The sequence below is a fragment of the Paraflavisolibacter caeni genome (genome assembly GCF_025628885.1).
GTDB lineage: Bacteria > Bacteroidota > Bacteroidia > Chitinophagales > Chitinophagaceae > Flavisolibacter > Flavisolibacter caeni.
The window spans coordinates 79,476-96,374 of record NZ_JAOTIF010000005.1 but is presented as its reverse complement, the minus strand read 5'-3'; the positions used below and the strand labels follow the sequence as shown (position 1 = coordinate 96,374).

General features: G+C 40.9%; 15 protein-coding genes. 12 read left to right on the top strand and 3 right to left on the bottom strand.

Annotation, left to right across the window (positions count from 1 at the left end; translation table 11 throughout):
* The first annotated feature begins 200 nt into the window (after positions 1–200).
* From OCK74_RS09320 to OCK74_RS09295, 6 genes are all read left to right on the top strand, one after another.
* The gene (locus OCK74_RS09320; RefSeq protein WP_279296756.1) at positions 201–1,475 is read left to right on the top strand and encodes a hemolysin family protein; all 1,275 of its coding nucleotides are present in this window, start codon (positions 201–203) and stop codon (positions 1,473–1,475) included.
* Between the two features lie 408 nt (positions 1,476–1,883).
* Positions 1,884–2,111 carry a hypothetical protein gene (locus OCK74_RS09315; RefSeq protein WP_279296755.1) on the top strand — a complete coding sequence of 76 codons (228 nt, stop codon included), beginning with the start codon at positions 1,884–1,886 and terminating at the stop codon, positions 2,109–2,111.
* A 183-nt stretch (positions 2,112–2,294) separates the two neighbouring features.
* Positions 2,295–3,074 carry a hypothetical protein gene (locus OCK74_RS09310; protein WP_279296754.1) on the top strand — a complete coding sequence of 260 codons (780 nt, stop codon included), beginning with the start codon at positions 2,295–2,297 and terminating at the stop codon, positions 3,072–3,074.
* Positions 3,075–3,570: 496 nt separating this feature from the next.
* Positions 3,571–4,746, top strand: coding sequence for a Na+/H+ antiporter NhaA (gene nhaA, locus OCK74_RS09305; RefSeq protein ID WP_279296753.1), 1,176 nt, complete (start codon positions 3,571–3,573; stop codon positions 4,744–4,746).
* A gap of 245 nt (positions 4,747–4,991) precedes the next feature.
* Positions 4,992–5,561: a hypothetical protein gene (locus tag OCK74_RS09300; protein ID WP_279296752.1), complete on the top strand. Its 570-nt coding sequence runs from the start codon at positions 4,992–4,994 to the stop codon at positions 5,559–5,561.
* An 87-nt stretch (positions 5,562–5,648) separates the two neighbouring features.
* Complete coding sequence (locus OCK74_RS09295; RefSeq protein ID WP_279296751.1) at positions 5,649–6,977, top strand: vanadium-dependent haloperoxidase; 1,329 nt, start codon at positions 5,649–5,651, stop codon at positions 6,975–6,977.
* Positions 6,978–7,199: 222 nt separating this feature from the next.
* Here OCK74_RS09295 and OCK74_RS09290 read toward each other — a convergent pair whose 3' ends face one another.
* Positions 7,200–9,419, bottom strand: a complete 2,220-nt coding sequence (locus OCK74_RS09290) for an alpha,alpha-trehalose-phosphate synthase (UDP-forming) (protein WP_279296750.1) — start codon at positions 9,417–9,419, stop codon at positions 7,200–7,202.
* 219 nt (positions 9,420–9,638) lie between these two features.
* Between OCK74_RS09290 and OCK74_RS09285 the strand changes: the two genes are divergently transcribed.
* The 3 genes from OCK74_RS09285 (at position 9,639) to OCK74_RS09275 (ending at position 12,246) form a co-directional block, all read left to right on the top strand.
* On the top strand, positions 9,639–10,475 hold the full coding sequence (locus OCK74_RS09285) for a sulfite exporter TauE/SafE family protein (protein ID WP_279296749.1): 837 nt from the start codon (positions 9,639–9,641) through the stop codon (positions 10,473–10,475).
* Positions 10,476–10,478: 3 nt separating this feature from the next.
* The gene (locus tag OCK74_RS09280; protein ID WP_279296748.1) at positions 10,479–10,853 is read left to right on the top strand and encodes a DUF1634 domain-containing protein; all 375 of its coding nucleotides are present in this window, start codon (positions 10,479–10,481) and stop codon (positions 10,851–10,853) included.
* A gap of 283 nt (positions 10,854–11,136) precedes the next feature.
* A complete protein-coding gene (locus OCK74_RS09275) occupies positions 11,137–12,246 on the top strand; it encodes a prolipoprotein diacylglyceryl transferase (protein WP_279296747.1) in 1,110 nt (369 codons plus the stop codon).
* A 252-nt stretch (positions 12,247–12,498) separates the two neighbouring features.
* Here the strand turns inward: OCK74_RS09275 and OCK74_RS09270 are convergent, their stop codons facing one another.
* Positions 12,499–13,530: a 4Fe-4S binding protein gene (locus OCK74_RS09270; RefSeq protein ID WP_279296746.1), complete on the bottom strand. Its 1,032-nt coding sequence runs from the start codon at positions 13,528–13,530 to the stop codon at positions 12,499–12,501.
* Positions 13,527–13,910: a hypothetical protein gene (locus OCK74_RS09265; RefSeq protein ID WP_279296745.1), complete on the bottom strand. Its 384-nt coding sequence runs from the start codon at positions 13,908–13,910 to the stop codon at positions 13,527–13,529. Before OCK74_RS09265 ends, OCK74_RS09270 begins: the two co-directional genes overlap by 4 nt.
* 389 nt (positions 13,911–14,299) lie before the next feature.
* Between OCK74_RS09265 and OCK74_RS09260 the strand changes: the two genes are divergently transcribed.
* The 3 genes from OCK74_RS09260 to OCK74_RS09250 all read left to right on the top strand — a co-directional run bounded on the left by OCK74_RS09260 (position 14,300) and on the right by OCK74_RS09250 (position 16,893).
* Positions 14,300–15,094, top strand: coding sequence for a sulfite exporter TauE/SafE family protein (locus OCK74_RS09260; protein ID WP_279296744.1), 795 nt, complete (start codon positions 14,300–14,302; stop codon positions 15,092–15,094).
* 110 nt (positions 15,095–15,204) lie between these two features.
* Positions 15,205–16,626: an MBL fold metallo-hydrolase gene (locus OCK74_RS09255; protein WP_279296743.1), complete on the top strand. Its 1,422-nt coding sequence runs from the start codon at positions 15,205–15,207 to the stop codon at positions 16,624–16,626.
* Positions 16,627–16,629: 3 nt separating this feature from the next.
* Positions 16,630–16,893 (top strand): rhodanese-like domain-containing protein, encoded by a 264-nt coding sequence (locus OCK74_RS09250; RefSeq protein ID WP_279296742.1) that lies wholly within the window; start codon positions 16,630–16,632, stop codon positions 16,891–16,893.
* Positions 16,894–16,899 lie beyond the last annotated feature (6 nt).

Below are 16,899 nucleotides of genomic sequence, written 5' to 3'. Positions count from 1 at the left end.
GTGCAAAGCAGTATGTCCGACTATCTGCCTTTACAAGATTGTAAAAAACTGCTTTATTCAAAGTTGCGTCTCACACATGGATGTTTCGTTCTAACCAATAAAAACAATCAGGGGTGTTAATACACGAGTCACAACCAAACCAGCATTCTTAAATAGGAGAGAGCACTGCAGATAGCTATTCTAGATTCTAAAAACACATAATGGAAATTATCATCATTCTATTTCTTATTTTATTGAATGGATTTTTTGCCATGTCAGAAATCTCTGTTGTCTCTGCTCGTCGGTCTCGCCTGGAAGCTGCTGCTAAAAAAGGCAATGCAGGTGCTAGAAAAGCAGTGGAAATGGCAGAGAATCCAAGCCGTTTTTTATCCACTGTTCAGGTGGGTATTACCCTAATTGGAATTTTAACCGGTTTGTATGGCGGAGAAGCTTTGTCCATACAGCTTAAAGGAGTTTTGGATAAAATAGATTTCATCGCTCCCTATAGCGAAGGGGTTGCAGTTACATTGGTGGTCATTGTGATTACTTATTTTTCTATTGTGCTGGGAGAGCTGTTACCCAAAAGAATTGGTCTGACCATGCCTGAAAGAATCGCCAGTTTTGTTTCCCGTCCAATGAACCTGCTTTCCAAGATTGCAGCTCCATTTATCTGGCTGCTTTCTAAATCGACAGAAGGATTGATTAAGCTTTTTGGAATCCGCAAAACAGACGAAAGTCATGTTACCGAAGAAGAAATCCGGGCTATTGTGCAGGAAGGAACAGAAGCGGGCTCCATAGAAGAAATTGAACAGGATCTGGTAGAGAATGTATTTCATCTGGGAGACAGGGCAATTACCTCTTTAATGACACCTCGTCATGAAATCGTCTGGATCAATTCGCAAAAGCCTTTTGAAGACCAGATTGAAGAAATTGTAGATGCAGAAAAGTCTGTATTTCCTGTTTGCAATGGAAGCTTAGATGAATTTGAAGGTATATATTATTTAAGGGAATATGCAAAAGCTGCTTTAACGAAAACAGATACATCATTAGAAACTTTATTAAGAAAGCCTCTCTTTTTTCCTGAAGGTATCAAGGCTTATAAAGTATTGGAGCAGTTCCAGGAATCAAGAGTCCACTTTGGTGTTATCGTCGATGAATATGGCTCTATTCAAGGAGTGGTCACGCTAAATGATTTGCTGGATGCTCTGGTTGGTGATATTATCCTGGAGGAAGAAAATGAGGTAGAAATAGTAAAGAGAGAAGATGGCTCCTGGTTGGTAAATGGCACAACAGCAATAGAAACGATGCTGGAAGCATTAGGTGAGGACATAAGAACGGAAAGAGATGCAGATTATAACACTGTAGCAGGTTTGGTATTGCATCATGCAGAACATATTCCTAAAGCAGGTTTTTCATTCGATTGGCGAAACTACAAGGTCGAAGTAATCGATATGGATGGACATAAAATAGATAAAGTGCTCATAACAAAGAAGTGAGCGTCATTCAATGTAAAAACAAAATATAACAAGTTTACTTTCTGTAAAAATGAACCACATATCAAATAGAAAAAGAGTTCGTGTATAATATTCTTTTTATGGCCGATCCTTATCATGCAAGCACTGTGAGAACTGTTATTAAAGTAGTAATTATCATCATTTTGCTATTCTTCCTTGTACACCTTCTTTTATAAGAATAATGCTTTTATAAGAATGATACTTTTTTTATTCAAATGTTTAGCGATGAAACCAGCTTATTCACCTTCCAGGGATAAATTAGTTTTTAATAGTCTTCGAAGGGAGGCGCATCGGGTAATATTCCTTAATGGTGTCATTAAAAAACCACTATAGGCTATTAAAACAGAACCGTATTTCAGAAAATATTTTTGAAGAAACAATTTAAAAGCTATGAACACCTCAATAACATTTCAAGATTTTAAAACGATGAGCCACCATCAGCGTTACAAGAGTATACGTTTGCATGGCACGTACCTCATGAGCAGGGATAAAGAGGAGCAATGTGTAATGCTTTTTCAACTCAACGACTTCTATGTAGAAGCCTACATAGAAAAGAGTTCTGGTAAGGCTAATTTGCTCCGGTGCTTTAAAAATTCTTATGAGCTCTATCCATATTGAGATAACATCGATATCTCTGGTTTTTTTCCTGACCTATAACAAAATGATGGGGAAAACATAGAAGGTTGAGTAAAATTTATCACTTTTTAATTAACATAATATGTCTAACTAGTTTCTGGCTTTGCAAAAAAATCTTAGTGGGATTAGGTAAATCTATTATTAATGTCCAGTAAGAAATAAAACATGAAAAGCATTGTCATAATATGGCTCCTTTTACTGATTAGTCAAATAGGTAAAGCACAGGACATTAGTGGCGTCTGGAAGGGCACATTAACCATGCAAAATGGCTGTTTTGCAATTAACCATATAGAATTGGATATTAGTTTAAGCGGCGATATCGCCACAGGCAATTCTTATCACTATCTTGATGTTGATAATTATGTCAAAAAAAAGTTTAAAGGCCTTTATGATGCCGCCATGAAAACCATCACACTTCATGAGGGGCTTATCACCGGATTTAATATTCCTTCCACTTGTACGATCTGTGTAAAAAATTACATATTAACATACCATAATGAAGGCAATCAGGAATACTTAAGTGGTGGATGGGATGGAAAAGAAGTAAGGACCGGCGTTGATTGCGTGATGGGACAGATCACTTTGAGCAGGGTAAAGGAATCAGCATTTAAAGACATTCCTGAAATAAAAGTAGATACGGGCGAAATACGCCTCGACTTTTACGACAATGGTGCTATTGATGGGGATACCATTTCTATTATGATCAATAAACAGGTCATTCTTGCTCATCAGCGTCTATCAGCAAACCCCATTACTACTTATATTAAGATAGATCCAAGCCGTCGATTTCAGGAAGTAGAAATGGTGGCAGAAAACCTGGGGGCCATTCCTCCTAACACTGCATTAATGATCATTACTGTTAAAGAAAAACGCTATAAGTTGCAATTATCTTCTGTTCAGGAAAAATCTGCTCGTGTCATGTTTGTGTACGATCCGGAAGAATAAATGCTTCTTTTGATAATCCGTACATGTTTAGAACAATAGGACCTCTCAAAGCCTTGAAAGACCCTTTCATTTCAGTCAATAAGCTATAAAAGAAAAATATTTTATTAAAAGTATATTGATGTATGGTTTTTATTGAATTTAGCCCTATATTCTATTTTTTGGTTGCTATTCTAATAATACGTATGGCATATTTGTTCTTCAGAAATCGAAGACAATAGACTATTATGTTAGTAAATAATACCCCTTCACTTAGTCCTGCACCCATGTTTCTTCATTCGCTCCACTACTCTCTGCAACGGCTCCTCCGTCGCCCATCCTTTCACAACTTTCACACCGGCTCCTGCGTCACCTCCCGCGCCGCTCCGTTACCACTTTCTCTCATTCACAAAGCAGCAGCTGCTTGCCTACTCTTCAGCCAAATATTTAATGCCAAATCAAAGCGGGAATTCTCTCAATTCCCTTTTACAATTTAACTTGCTGCTTTAAAATTGGACACATGGTATTAACAAAATGGTTCAAAGCTTTTTTTGAGAGTGAGAAGATTGGCGGTTTTATTTTATTAGGCTGTACTATTCTATCCTTATTCATTGCCAATTCCATCTATGGCCCAACATTTACGCATTTCTGGCACACCTATGCGAATCTCTCCTTTAACGGTATTGATCTGAACTATTCCATAGAACACTGGATCAATGATGGTCTAATGACCATCTTCTTTCTATTAGTAGGGCTTGAGATCGAACGCGAACTATATGTTGGAGAGTTGCACAAGGTCAGGCATGCACTATTACCCATTGCTGCTGCTATAGGAGGTATGCTGCTTCCAGCTTCTATTCACTATTTGATCAACCACGGTACGGCAACCCAAGCGGGCTTTGGAATCCCTATGGCTACAGACATCGCCTTTGCCATTGGTATGCTGGCGATCCTGGGCAGCCGCATTCCACATGGACTAAAGGTGTTCTTAACTGCCCTTGCCATCATTGATGATCTGGGTGCCATAATGGTCATTGCCATCTTCTACAATACAGGCATCTCATGGCTCTATCTGGGGTCTGCTCTCGGTATCTTTGGTATGTTACTGCTGCTCAACCGCCTACGGGTACATAAGCTGATTTTTTATCTGATCCCGGGAGCCATCATGTGGTACTGCATGATGAAATCCGGGGTACATGCCACCATCAGTGGGGTCCTGCTGGCCTTTGCAATTCCCTTTACCAAGGATGATGATACCAATCCCTCTTATCATTTACAGCATTTCCTGCACAAACCGGTTTCCTTTGTTATTCTACCCATCTTTGCCCTGGCCAATACAGGTCTGGTGCTGCATGAAGGTTGGGGCGGCCAGATGTTTGAAAAAAATAATTTGGGCATCATTCTGGGCCTGATGATAGGCAAACCCTTAGGCATCCTGTTGTTTAGCTGGATGTTGGTGCGTGCCAAGTGGAGCAGCCTTCCTTTAAAGGTTACCTGGAAACACCTGATAGGTGCAGGCATGCTGGCCGGTATTGGTTTTACCATGTCCATCTTTATTTCCAACCTGGCTTTCAGGGATGCGGAGCTGATCCAGTTCTCCAAAATAGCGGTACTCGTCGGCTCACTCTTTTCCTGTGTGCTGGGATTGATCTTTCTCTACTTTACGCCTTCAGGTATTGAAAATAACGATAAATAGTTGCCTAAATATGTGGTTGGCATGAATTAAAGTATAGTGATGCTCACTGACTTTTCGCCATTATCAGAATGGGAATCCAATTTGCAGAAGCATTTGCCAAACAAATGGGAGCAGATCTGATTCTTTAAGAGATGCATCTCCTGAGTCGTACTTTAGGTAAATGATCCACTCTGGAAAAATAAGCCTGACCAGGAAAAATCAGGTAACATTCCCTTTGAAAGTAATTTTGTAAATTACATATTGGTGTGAAAGCGATTGCTGCTATATTATTCTTATTGTTGCTGTTGTTTCATCTCATTGGTTACCAATTGTGCTTTTCTTACCTACAAAAGCAAGCTGATCTTGCTATGCAGGCAACTTTGGACCAACAGCACTATAACCGGGAAGACCTTTTTGTACTTCGGGTTCCTCTCGCACTTCCTTATCAAACCGACTGGAAGGATTTTGAACGGGTGGATGGTGAAATCAAAATAAACGGTAAGATATATAAATACGTCGAGCGTAAAATGGAAAAAGGGGAGTTGGTCTTATTGTGTATACCCGATAACCATCGTTCTCTAATAGAAAATACACAGGAAGACTTCTTCAAACTTGCCAATAACTTGCAAACAGATGCACCCAATAGTTCATCTCATGGAAGAGCAGTTTCCTTTTACAAATTGATCCACGTTTTTTTTGAAACTTCTAATTATGATTGGCAGGCTGATACAAAGAAAACAGAACCTTTGCCCGGTTGCTTACCCTATCTTTTTCAATTGCCCCAAACGGTAGTTTCATTTCCCGACCAACCTCCTGATAACATGCCGGTCATATAAGTTCAATTTTGTTTTAGCCAACTTCAGTGTCCAGTGAGATTCTGCGATGGACATTGACTCAATGTTACTTCTAAATGATCATTTACTATGAGGTATTTTTTATGGGTTGCAGGGATTGTGCTCGCTTTTATTTCCTGCAATCAGAAAACCGATTATGAAGCAATATTCAAGAACCCAAATTTATATGCCAATACTGTGCATGAATTAAACAGGGTAGTAATGGGTAACAATTTTAGTCCGATCGTGGCTTCCCGAAATTACCTCTATGCCAATATTGCTGCCTATGAATGCATCGCAGCCGGCTATCCCGCACAGTACAATTCACTAAGCGGTCAGCTAAATGGATTGAACAATGTTCCCAAGCCAAAGACCGGAGAGAAGATCAATTTTGAGTTTGCCTCCCTGCTCGCCTTTTGTTCCTTGGGAGAATCCGTTACTTTTCCCAAAGGCAGCATGAGTGAATATGTAGACAGCCTAAAAGGGCTTGCACACCAACATGGTATGTCCTCCGATGTGTTTGAGTCTTCTGTGAAGTATGCAGCGCAGGTCGCCGATGCAATCATGGCTTGGAGCAGTAAAGACCACTATCATGAAACAAGAGGCATGGCTGAATATTTCGTGGACAACAATATTGAAGGGCGCTGGGTGCCGACACCACCCGCTTATGCCATTGCTATGGAGCCCCACTGGAATGAAATCAGAACGCTGGTGCTGGACAGCGCCCACCAATTTGCAGCTCCGCCTCCTTATACATTTAATATGAAAGATTCAAACAGCGCCTATTGCCGTGAGGTGATGCGCATCAAAAATGCAGTAGACAGCTTAACGGAGGAGCAAAAGCATATCGCTGATTTTTGGGACGATAATCCTTTTAAATTAAATGTCAATGGCCATTTGATGTTTGGCACCAAAAAGTTTTCGCCTCCTGGTCATTGGATGAGTGTTGTCGGGATTGCTGCACAGCAGGCAAAAGCAGATTATCCAACCACTGTTTATGCTTACGCCAAGACCTCTATTGCCTTATTTGATGCTTTCATTCATTGCTGGGATGAGAAATACCGGTACAATACCGTAAGACCTGAAACAGTGATCAACAGGTATATGGACAAAGACTGGCGTCCTTATTTGCAAACACCTCCTTTTCCTGAATATACCTGTGGCCATTCTACCTGCTCCTCTGCTGCTGCCGAAGCATTGACCAGTGTATTTGGTGACCAATTTGCTTATATAGATTCTACTGAACTGGAATTTGGTATTAAGAGCCGCAGTTTTACCTCCTTCCGTCAGGCCGCAGAAGAAAATAATTGGGCCCGGTTCTATGGAGGGATTCATTTCCATCAATCCTGTATTGTCAGTACCGAATATGGCAGAAAAGTGGGCGACTATGTGGTTCAGCACTTAAAAATGAAAAAGTAATTGCCATTATTGAAAGGATCAAACAGATGCTTGTTACAGGAATAATAGGCTTAAAGTCTGTACCCTATAGAACCAAATACCTCACCTGCTTCAATTGTTCAGGATGCCTGAGTTCTGGCACTATACGTTGGGTAGTAAGTACAGCACGAGCAGGATGCTTGTAATTACAATGCTCAGTGTTACCAGGGAGGAAAGCCATTTCGAAGGAACATTGTAAATGGCTTAATTTTCAATGGATGCCATTGATTTTAGAATACTTGCAGCCCAGGCATAGACATTGTGGCTCATGACCATCCTTCTCATGTGTTTCATTTTATGTTGCTGCTCATCACCAGGCATTTCAAGCGCTGCTTTGATGGCATCTGCCGATTGTTCAATATCATAAGGATTGATGATGAGTGCACCATACAACCCATTGGAAGCGCCGGCAAATTGGCTTAGAATGAGTACACCATCATTGTGGTCACGAGCTGCAATGTATTCTTTCGCTACCAGGTTCATCCCATCATGCAAGGAGGTGACCATGCAAAAATTGGCAGACTGGTAAAAAGGAATAATCTCCTCATGGCTGTGGTGTTTTTTTAAAAAGAGGATGGGTTGCCAGTTTTTGGTTTTCAATTTCCAGTTGATCCTGTTGGCTTCATTTTCAACTGCACTCACTATGTCCGCATAACTTTTGATCAGGGTGCGACTGGGGGCGCCAATCTGAACGAATGTAAAGCGTCCGATGTAAGAGGGATATTTATCAAAGAATCTTTCAATGGCCTGGAATTTTTCCAGCAGACCTTTGGTATAATCGATCCGGTCCACGCCGATTCCAAAGGCCTCTGTCCTAAGTCCATATTGCCTGAGGATTTCCACAGGTTCTCTTTTGGGTTCATTGCTGGTTTCATAATCCTTCAGGGTAAAGGCAATACTGATCGGAAAGGGCTTTACCAGGGTAAAATGATTACCGATCTTTACCGAGAAGTTTTCCCAGATCACTCTTGATTCCAGCGTGTTGTTGACCGTCTCCAGGAAATTATTGCAATGATATTGAGTATGGAAACCAATGAGGTCAGCACCAAGCATGCCCAGCAGTAATTCTTTTTGCCAAGGGCAAATTCCAAAGGATTCCGAATTGGGCCAGGGGATATGCCAGAAGATCGCCACTTTGGCATCGGGTCTCTTTTCCTTGATCAACCTGGGCAAAAGTGCAAAATGATAGTCCTGCACCAGGATAAAAGCTTCTTGCTCGTTTTTGATTTCTTCTACAACCGAATCGGCATACAACTGGTTTACCTCCGCATAATAATCGAAATCTATTTTCCTGAACACAGGTCTTGTATGTGCAATATGACAGAGAGGCCATAACCCTTCGTTGGAGAAGCCGTAATAAAAATGATCTTCCTGTTCTTTGGTTAGCCAAATCCTTCTAAGGGTGTATTTGTTTTCATATGGAGGTACCAGAACCTTATCATTTTCATCCACCATTTCCCTATCGGCATCACCACTACCAGAGGCTACCCACAAGCCACCACAGGCCTTTAGTATGGGTTCTAAAGCTGTGACCATACCACTAGCTGGCATAATGCATTGTATATCTTTGCCGGCACGGATGTGCATGTACGGTTCACGATTGGAGACCACCACTAACTTTTTGCCATTTAAGATATGCTTCATTTCTTCATTCAACCGCTCTGGTGTCCATACAGATTCGGCAGAAGTTCTCAATCGGGCTTCTTCCTGTGCAATGGCTTTGGCTTCCTGCATGGCTTTGGCAATACCCGTGATCTCCTGGTATAAGGGTTGTAAAAAATCATTGGGAGGGCGTTTTCTAAGCTTTTCCATATCTCCGGAGCGTGCTGCCTTCACCCAATCTATTAATTTATTCAAGGGCATCAAAATGCCACGGCGAACAATTAAAAGTGTAATTACAGAAATCAAAAGAGCCTGTAAGAACCATCTTACAAAGCTCCTGAGCCAAATGCGGTTGATGATATTCCGGATATAAGAAGCGTCTGCATAAAAGACGACTGCACTTTCGGGCATTTCTTCTCTTTTGATCACCCGGGTGAACTGGTAGATGTTTTTTCCTGCTACAGTGATCAGGTTACCCATTGATGAGTCAGCAGATAGCGTTTGGGCAATAAAATCTGCAGATGGTTCAATATAGGCTTTTGCTTCACTATTAAGAGGTACAATGCTGTCTGCATTGTAGTATATCAGAACACCTGTAAAATTGTATTGGCTGATGATACTATCCGTAATGTGCAGACTGTCACCTTTTTCTATATTGGTTAAATGATTTTCGTAAAATTCATCTGCCAGGCGGATGGTCTTGGTTTTGAGTTCATCCATTAATTCACCTCTTTCCGTGGAGATCTGAAAAGCAGTAAAACCAAAAGCAACCAGTCCTACCGCAACAATAATGGAAACAATCAAGGCTACATTTACTTTCATACGGTCCATTTAAAAGCGTCATCTTTGTAACGTACAGGAGGATTTTTCCTTTCCATAAGGGACTGTACGTTACAAACAAGCTACATCAAGGGTAATGATTAGAAAAATAAATTGGATATTCTAATCAAATTCTAATTTGTCAATTGCAATAAAAGCTATGAGTTGCTGTCTAATTCTACAGCAGATGTGTTCATGGATGAAACATTATAAATGAGCTTTATGACGGCTTTGTTGTTCACACTGATTCTTTTAGGAGTATCCACTATCGCTGGATTATTGGGTTCACTCACCGGTTTAGGTGGCGGTGTTGTTCTCATACCGGTGCTTACCTTGATTTTTAAGGTGGATATTCATTATGCAATAGGAACTTCGCTGATTAGTGTCATCGCAACTTCATCTGGAGCAGCAGCTGCTTATGTGAAAGAAGGCATTTCAAATATACGTTTAGGGATGTTCCTGGAGTTGGCCACAACCATAGGCGCTATTTCAGGTGCTTTTTTAGCAACCTATATCCCAACTTCCACTATTGCAATCATCTTTGGTGTGATCTTGATCTTGTCGGCTGTCATGTCATTGATCAAGCACTCGGATCACCTTGTTACCGGAAGGGGCGGCTATTTAGCCAGGAAGCTTAAATTAAACAATCGATATCCCACCCAAGATGGAGAACAGCAGTATACGGTAAAAAATATTGTAGGTGGCTTTTTAATGATGAATGTTGCTGGCATTATATCAGGTCTGCTGGGCATTGGTTCTGGAGCCTTGAAGGTGATTGCCATGGATCACATCATGCAGGTGCCTTTCAAGGTCTCAACAACCACCAGCAATTTCATGATTGGTGTGACTGCGGTGGCCAGTGCAGGCATCTATTTGAAAAGAGGGTACATCGATCCGGGCTTAAGCATGCCGGTGGTCATAGGCGTGTTGGTGGGTGCTATTGTCGGCTCTAAGATTTTGTTTGCCGCAAGGACCAAGGCTTTAAAGATCATCTTTGCCATTGTCATTCTGATTTTGTCGATGGAAATGATGTACAACGGCCTCACTCATAAGGTATAATGTATGAAAGTAATCAAACAAAGTATACGCGATCGGGATATGGAGACTATCATGGGCAAGGTGCTGCGTTTTGGGGTCCTGGCTTCTGTGACTATTGTGACCATCGGAGGAATTGTATATCTTGTTCAGCATGGTTCTCAAAAGCCTTATTATCAGCAGTTTGTTGGTGAGCCACGACGATTTAGAGAAATACAAAAAATAATGCAGACTGCCCTGCAAGGAAGAGGGCGTTCCGTGATCCAACTGGGACTTTTGGTCCTAATGGCCACTCCTCTTGCAAGGATTGCCTTTTCTATCATCGGATATATATTAGAAAAGGATTTTTTATATGTAGTAATCACCTTAATTGTGTTTTCCGTCATTATACTCAGCTTATAATGATATCATCAAGAGCCACTCATTTCTAAAACTTCTAATCGTTTTCTAATTTTTGATGCCGTTGCGATCAATAAAAAATTGCCTACTTGCAGAAACAAAACATTAAAGAAATAAGCTTTTTGTGGGAAAAGGTAGCTGTTATGAATGAGGAACCATCTCATTATGCAGATGAGATCAAATGCATACAATTTAGAGAAGGTAGACTTGTTTATCAGCGATTTAGAACCATTCTAGAAGAGCAAAAAGGCCTAGAATATTTCAATAACTAAAATTATTTAAATAGATGTTCCCAGATTTTCAATACCTGATGGAAGGAGTTTTGAAGACACATATGCCTGAGTGGTTGGGCTTGATCAAAACCTTCGGTTTTTTTGTAGCACTGGCTTTTTTAGCAGCTTCCTGGCTGTTGACAGTGGAATTAAAACGAAAAGAGCGGCTTGGTCTGCTCCAGCCAGAACTTGTACCACTTCCTAAAGCAAAAAGATTTATGAACGCTCGGGAAGAACTTAGGATAGAGAATAATTCAGCAATTGTTTATCCACACCAGAGGGTCGGAGATATCATTATCTATGCATTATTAGGTGGCATTGTGGGTGCAAAAATTTTTAATGCTTTTGAAACATGGGAAGATTTTAAACGGGATCCTGTAGGGAATTTGTTTTCTGGCAGCGGACTCACCTTTTATGGCGGATTGATTGTAGCGGCAGCCCTTATTTTCTACTACTGTAAAAAGCATAAAATTCCCATTATTCATTTCTGTGATGCCATTGCACCAGCTTTGATGCTGGCTTATGGTATTGGCAGGCTTGGCTGTCATTTTTCAGGTGATGGAGACTGGGGCATTTTCAACAGTGCTTATATCACCTCCTCCAACGGCCGTTTGATAGAAGCTTCTGAAGCACAGTACCTACAAATGCTGCAGCATGCTTCATCCGGCTTTATGGATACTTATGGTGCTTTGTCCAATGTGCCCCATGCATCTGTTCACGCCCCGAGTTGGTTGCCAGACTGGCTTTTTGCGATAAACTATCCACATAATGTTAATAAGGAAGGAATACATATTTCTGGCTGCCTGGGTAAATATTGCAATGTCCTTCCAGTAGGTGTTTTCCCGACTTCACTGTATGAGGCCGCTATTTGTTTTTTATTGTTTTTACTGCTTTGGTCGGTTAAAGAGAAATTCAGGTGCCCACTGCATCTTTTTGGATTATACCTGATTTTGAATGGTCTCGAACGGTTTTTGATTGAAAAGATTAGGGTAAATTATAAATATGACTGGGGTTTGTTACATCCCACTCAGGCTGAAATTATTTCAACATTCTTGGTGCTCAGTGGTCTTTCTATACTCTTATTTTACAGGGATAAAAATACATCTCTTTTAAAGAAAGTATAAGTTTATATGTTTGTAAAAAACTTTTAATCGGTACTTATTGATAATACAGCAAGTTATTCCTCATATATAAATTTGTGAATGCTCCATAGTAAGTTTTCATCTGATCTCAAACGATGGAATCAATAAGGAATCTCAGGTTAATTTTCTTAAGGTTACATAGATTGGCAGATTGGGGCAATTTGAATCGCCAAATCTATTCCTGGTCTATTAGCTAAGTGGGCACTTTTTGATTAGATTTTCCAATATATGACCTTATGCTTTTATACGAGGGTAAACCTTTACTTCTGTTAGTGCATTGTCAGCCGGGGATATAGTTAGTGATTTCAGCTTACAGGCTTCTATGCATTCTCCACAAGTGATACACTCTTGTTTGTTCAATATAACCACTTTATTATTATAGGTTAGGGCACGGCTTTTACAGGCCGTGCTGCACATCTTGCAGCCAATACAACCTTCTTTTGGACTAATGGCGGCTGTACCTGGTATCTTACTCATCCAGCCTAGTACCAGGCCCACAGGGCAGGCAGTTTTACAAAAGGGCCGGTACATAAAAACAGAAATCACCAATATCATGGCAAGTAGCACCCAGCTTACCACGTTAGATGCCATAAGGTTGTAAGCGGTTTTGAAAGGATCTACTTTATTCCATAGTATAGTTTGGGTAACCAGTAGTTGAGCGATCAAAGCAAAAAACACAACCAGCCTGGTATACCTCATGATCTTTTGTGCCTTGGATGAAGAAAGAAAGTTAAACTTTCCGGGAAAGTGAAGCAATTCCTGCAAGGCACCAAGATGGCAAACCCAGCCACACCATACTCTTCCTCCAAAATAGGTAATGGGTATAAGGGCTAAAAACCACATTGCTTTAACAGGATGGGATTCTTGTCCCGTAAAGTATAAAAAGCTTACCTGCAGCCAGGATATAGGACAGGGGCAAGATCCACGATAAAAGCCCAGCAGAGCAACTGATGCAACCAGAAAGAAAGGACGGGCAACCCTTGTAGCCTTATACCTTATCAATATTCCTGCAAGGATAGTCACCATCAACATGCCTCCAGCCCAGTAAACATCACCGTTACCTTTTTCATGCTGGTGTTTGTTACTCGAGATTTGCTCACCAGAAACTGGCTGGAGCCTTTGTATATTAGGTTGTACAGAATCTCTGTTCCTTGTCGTTACTTGTGTATTACCCGGTTCGTTCCATTCTTTAAATTCATCTTGCGAAAAAAGACAAATGGGATACAATAGGAAAATGACCAAGCCTGTGCAAATTATCTTCTTCATGATACATTTTGGGAAGTACTATTCAACACGATAAATCCCTCACTGTTTTCTTTGCTGCATTTTCTGCGTACATAAAGTGAAGGCTTTCCTTTCATGTTACCTGTGACTTTTACTTTCATTTTGCGTTCCCAGACACCTGCAGATAATTCTTTCCAATCTGTTGCAGATAGGATCTTCAATCCATCAGTTTCATAGGTTGTTTCATTGATATCCACGCGGCAATTCCTGTGGCTTTTTGTTACATGCACCACGATCACTAATTCCTCTCCGGCCTGGTAAACTGCTTTTTTAGCCGGTGTACTTACTTCAATATCACAGGCCAGCAATTGTGAAAAGTTTAAGAAGCAAAGCGAAGTAAGAAGTATTATGAAATGTTTCATCAACATTGTTTTCTATTGTATTGTACGTAAAGGAACTATTGTTGTTAAACAGCAAAAGGCTATAAATTATACAGGATCTGGCTGGTACAAGAGTAGTTTAATCAATAGGTTAAGGCAAGAATAGTCATCATCAATAACTCTGATCGTCGTCAGTATTTCTGAAAACAAATCGTCCTGGTTGGCGAAAGTGGGATGATAGGGTCTGTGTTCCCGGTCAATGCATTTATTATGCTAGAGGAACATTTAGGTTAATAAAAGATTGAAGACTTATATGGGATTAAAAAGTAGTATGTGCATTTGTCGGTTCCTTAACATATCCAAAATGCTGGCGTGACACAGGTCACGATTATTCTTTTCTCTTCCATTGACATTTGCACAAACGAAAATCAATGGAAAGTTTTGGCTATGTGGCTTCAGCCCTGGTGGGTATTTCTTTAGGTCTTATTGGCGGAGGAGGTTCGATACTAACCGTTCCGGTAATGGTCTATCTTTTTGGTCTGAACCCCCTGCTGGCTACTTCTTATTCGCTGTTCATCGTAGGTTCTACCTCTCTTGTAGGTGCCATTAACAATTATCATAAGGGTTTAGTCAATGTGAAGGCAGCACTTTATTTTGGTGCAGCTTCCATCATTACAGTTTTCATTACCCGTAAGTTCCTCATTCCCCTCATTCCCAAAAATATTGCTACCATTGGCGGGTTCACCATTACAGAGCCGCTACTCACAATGGTTCTCTTCGCGGTGCTGATGCTATTGGCATCAGTAAACATGATCAAGGCCCGCGAGGAAAAAGCCCCGGAAAAAGAGTGCAGGCATTGTGTCAAATTCTTTAAGCTGGTTGGTTATGGTGTATTGATTGGTCTGATTACCGGGCTTTTGGGAGCCGGTGGCGGCTTTTTATTAATTCCCGCACTGGTCTTTCTGATTAAAATGCCTATGAAAAGGGCTGTAGGTACATCTCTGCTCATTATTGCATTGAATTCTTTAATAGGTTTTGCTGGTGACATTGGTCACTTTCAAATCAACTGGTCCTTTTTGACCTCTATTAGTTTGATTGCCATAGCCGGCATCTTTGTCGGAGGGCTGCTGAGTAAAAAAATACCTGGTGAAAAGTTGAAAAAGGGCTTTGGATGGTTTGTGCTCATCATGGGTATATACATCATCGTTAAGGAAGTGTTTCTATAAAGTTAACAACGATAAATACGGTCAATGTTCAGGAACAAGACCGTGACTCAAATCACGAAATAAGACAGACACAATCATCAATTTTACATCACGAAAAACAAACGATATATATGAAAATAGAACAGATTTATACAGGATGTTTAGCACAAGGTGCTTACTATATTGAGAGTGACGGTGAAGCGGTAGTCATTGATCCACTTCGGGAAGTGGAGCCTTACCTTCAGAAAGCAGAAAGCAACAATGCAAAAATCAAGTATGTTTTAGAAACGCACTTTCATGCTGACTTTGTCTCTGGTCACGTTGACCTTTCAAAGAAAACCGGCGCTCCCATTGTATACGGACCCAATGCCAATCCAAGCTTTGAAGCACATATAGCTGCGGATGGCGAAGAGTTCAGGGTAGGTAAAATAACATTCAAGGTATTGCATACCCCTGGTCACACCATGGAAAGCACCTGTTATTTACTCAAAGACGAAAGTGGAAAAGAAGTGGCACTTTTCTCAGGTGATACTTTATTCATCGGTGATGTTGGCCGTCCTGACCTGGCTCAGAAAGCAGCCCACATGACAAAGGAAGAATTAGCAGGTACTTTATTCGATTCATTAAGGTCTAAAGTCATGACCTTGCCGGATGATATAATTGTTTACCCGGCGCATGGTGCAGGCAGTGCCTGTGGTAAAAACATGAGCAAGGAAACTACAGATACGCTGGGTCACCAAAAGCAAACCAACTATGCTCTGCGTTCAGATATGACCAGGGAAGAATTCATTCAAGAAGTAACTGCAGGTCTTGATGCTCCTCCTTCCTATTTTCCACTAAATGTAATGTTGAACAAGCAAGGCTATGAAAGCATTGACGAAGTGATGAAGAGGGGGCAGCATGCGCTTGATCCGGATGAATTTGAAGCTGCAGCCAATGAAACTGATGCTATTCTATTAGATACCAGAGGTCCTCAAAGCTTTGCCAAGGGATATATTCCTAACTCTATCAATATTGGTATTGATGGGAACTTCGCCCCTTGGGTAGGTGCTCTGATACCCGATATCAAGCAACAGATCCTGATTGTGGCAGATGAAGGCAGGGAAGGGGAAGTAATCACACGTCTGGCTAGAGTAGGGTACGATTATACCATAGGGTATTTGAATGGTGGAATCAAAGAATGGAAAGCCGCCGGAAAAGAAATAGACACCATTCAGTCGGTTTCAGCAGAGGAATTGGCTCATCGTATGCAGGGAGCGCCTGTTCATATTCTGGATGTGAGAAAAGAGGGTGAATACATCAGTGAACATGTCGACGGAGCTGAAAATACGCCTTTGGATTACATCAATGAGAACATGGCACAACTGGATAAGGATCAAATATATTTCGTGCATTGTGCTGGTGGTTACCGCTCCATGATCTTCACTTCAATCTTAAAAGCTAGAGGTTTTGAAAACCTGATTGATGTGCAGGGAGGTTTTAAGGCCATCAAAGAATCTGGTAAACTGCCAGTTACAGATTATATATGTCCCACTCAACTCAATAAAAAATAAAATATGAAAAACCAATTAGATAACGCAGCTATAGTCGATGTACGTACGCCGGAAGAGTTTGCTCAAGGTCACTATCCGGGAGCAGTCAACATACCCTTAAATCAGGTATCTGAACGTATAGGCGAACTGAAGGATATAGAAAAGCCAATCATTGCTTATTGCCGAAGTGGCAACCGCAGCGGAATGGCTGTTTCAATAATGATACAAAATGGCATTATGGAAGCATTCAATGGTGGCGCATTAGAAGATCTTTTACAGGTAAAATAAATTTAT

Coding starts and splice junctions, on each gene's coding strand:
- OCK74_RS09320 (WP_279296756.1), top strand. CDS start 201: ATGGAAATTATCATCATTCTATTTCTTATTTTATTGAATGGATTTTTT.
- OCK74_RS09315 (WP_279296755.1), top strand. CDS start 1,884: ATGAACACCTCAATAACATTTCAAGATTTTAAAACGATGAGCCACCAT.
- OCK74_RS09310 (WP_279296754.1), top strand. CDS start 2,295: ATGAAAAGCATTGTCATAATATGGCTCCTTTTACTGATTAGTCAAATA.
- nhaA (WP_279296753.1), top strand. CDS start 3,571: ATGGTATTAACAAAATGGTTCAAAGCTTTTTTTGAGAGTGAGAAGATT.
- OCK74_RS09295 (WP_279296751.1), top strand. CDS start 5,649: ATGAGGTATTTTTTATGGGTTGCAGGGATTGTGCTCGCTTTTATTTCC.
- OCK74_RS09290 (WP_279296750.1), bottom strand. CDS start 9,419: ATGAAAGTAAATGTAGCCTTGATTGTTTCCATTATTGTTGCGGTAGGA.
- OCK74_RS09285 (WP_279296749.1), top strand. CDS start 9,639: ATGACGGCTTTGTTGTTCACACTGATTCTTTTAGGAGTATCCACTATC.
- OCK74_RS09280 (WP_279296748.1), top strand. CDS start 10,479: ATGAAAGTAATCAAACAAAGTATACGCGATCGGGATATGGAGACTATC.
- OCK74_RS09275 (WP_279296747.1), top strand. CDS start 11,137: ATGTTCCCAGATTTTCAATACCTGATGGAAGGAGTTTTGAAGACACAT.
- OCK74_RS09270 (WP_279296746.1), bottom strand. CDS start 13,530: ATGAAGAAGATAATTTGCACAGGCTTGGTCATTTTCCTATTGTATCCC.
- OCK74_RS09265 (WP_279296745.1), bottom strand. CDS start 13,910: ATGAAACATTTCATAATACTTCTTACTTCGCTTTGCTTCTTAAACTTT.
- OCK74_RS09260 (WP_279296744.1), top strand. CDS start 14,300: ATGGAAAGTTTTGGCTATGTGGCTTCAGCCCTGGTGGGTATTTCTTTA.
- OCK74_RS09255 (WP_279296743.1), top strand. CDS start 15,205: ATGAAAATAGAACAGATTTATACAGGATGTTTAGCACAAGGTGCTTAC.
- OCK74_RS09250 (WP_279296742.1), top strand. CDS start 16,630: ATGAAAAACCAATTAGATAACGCAGCTATAGTCGATGTACGTACGCCG.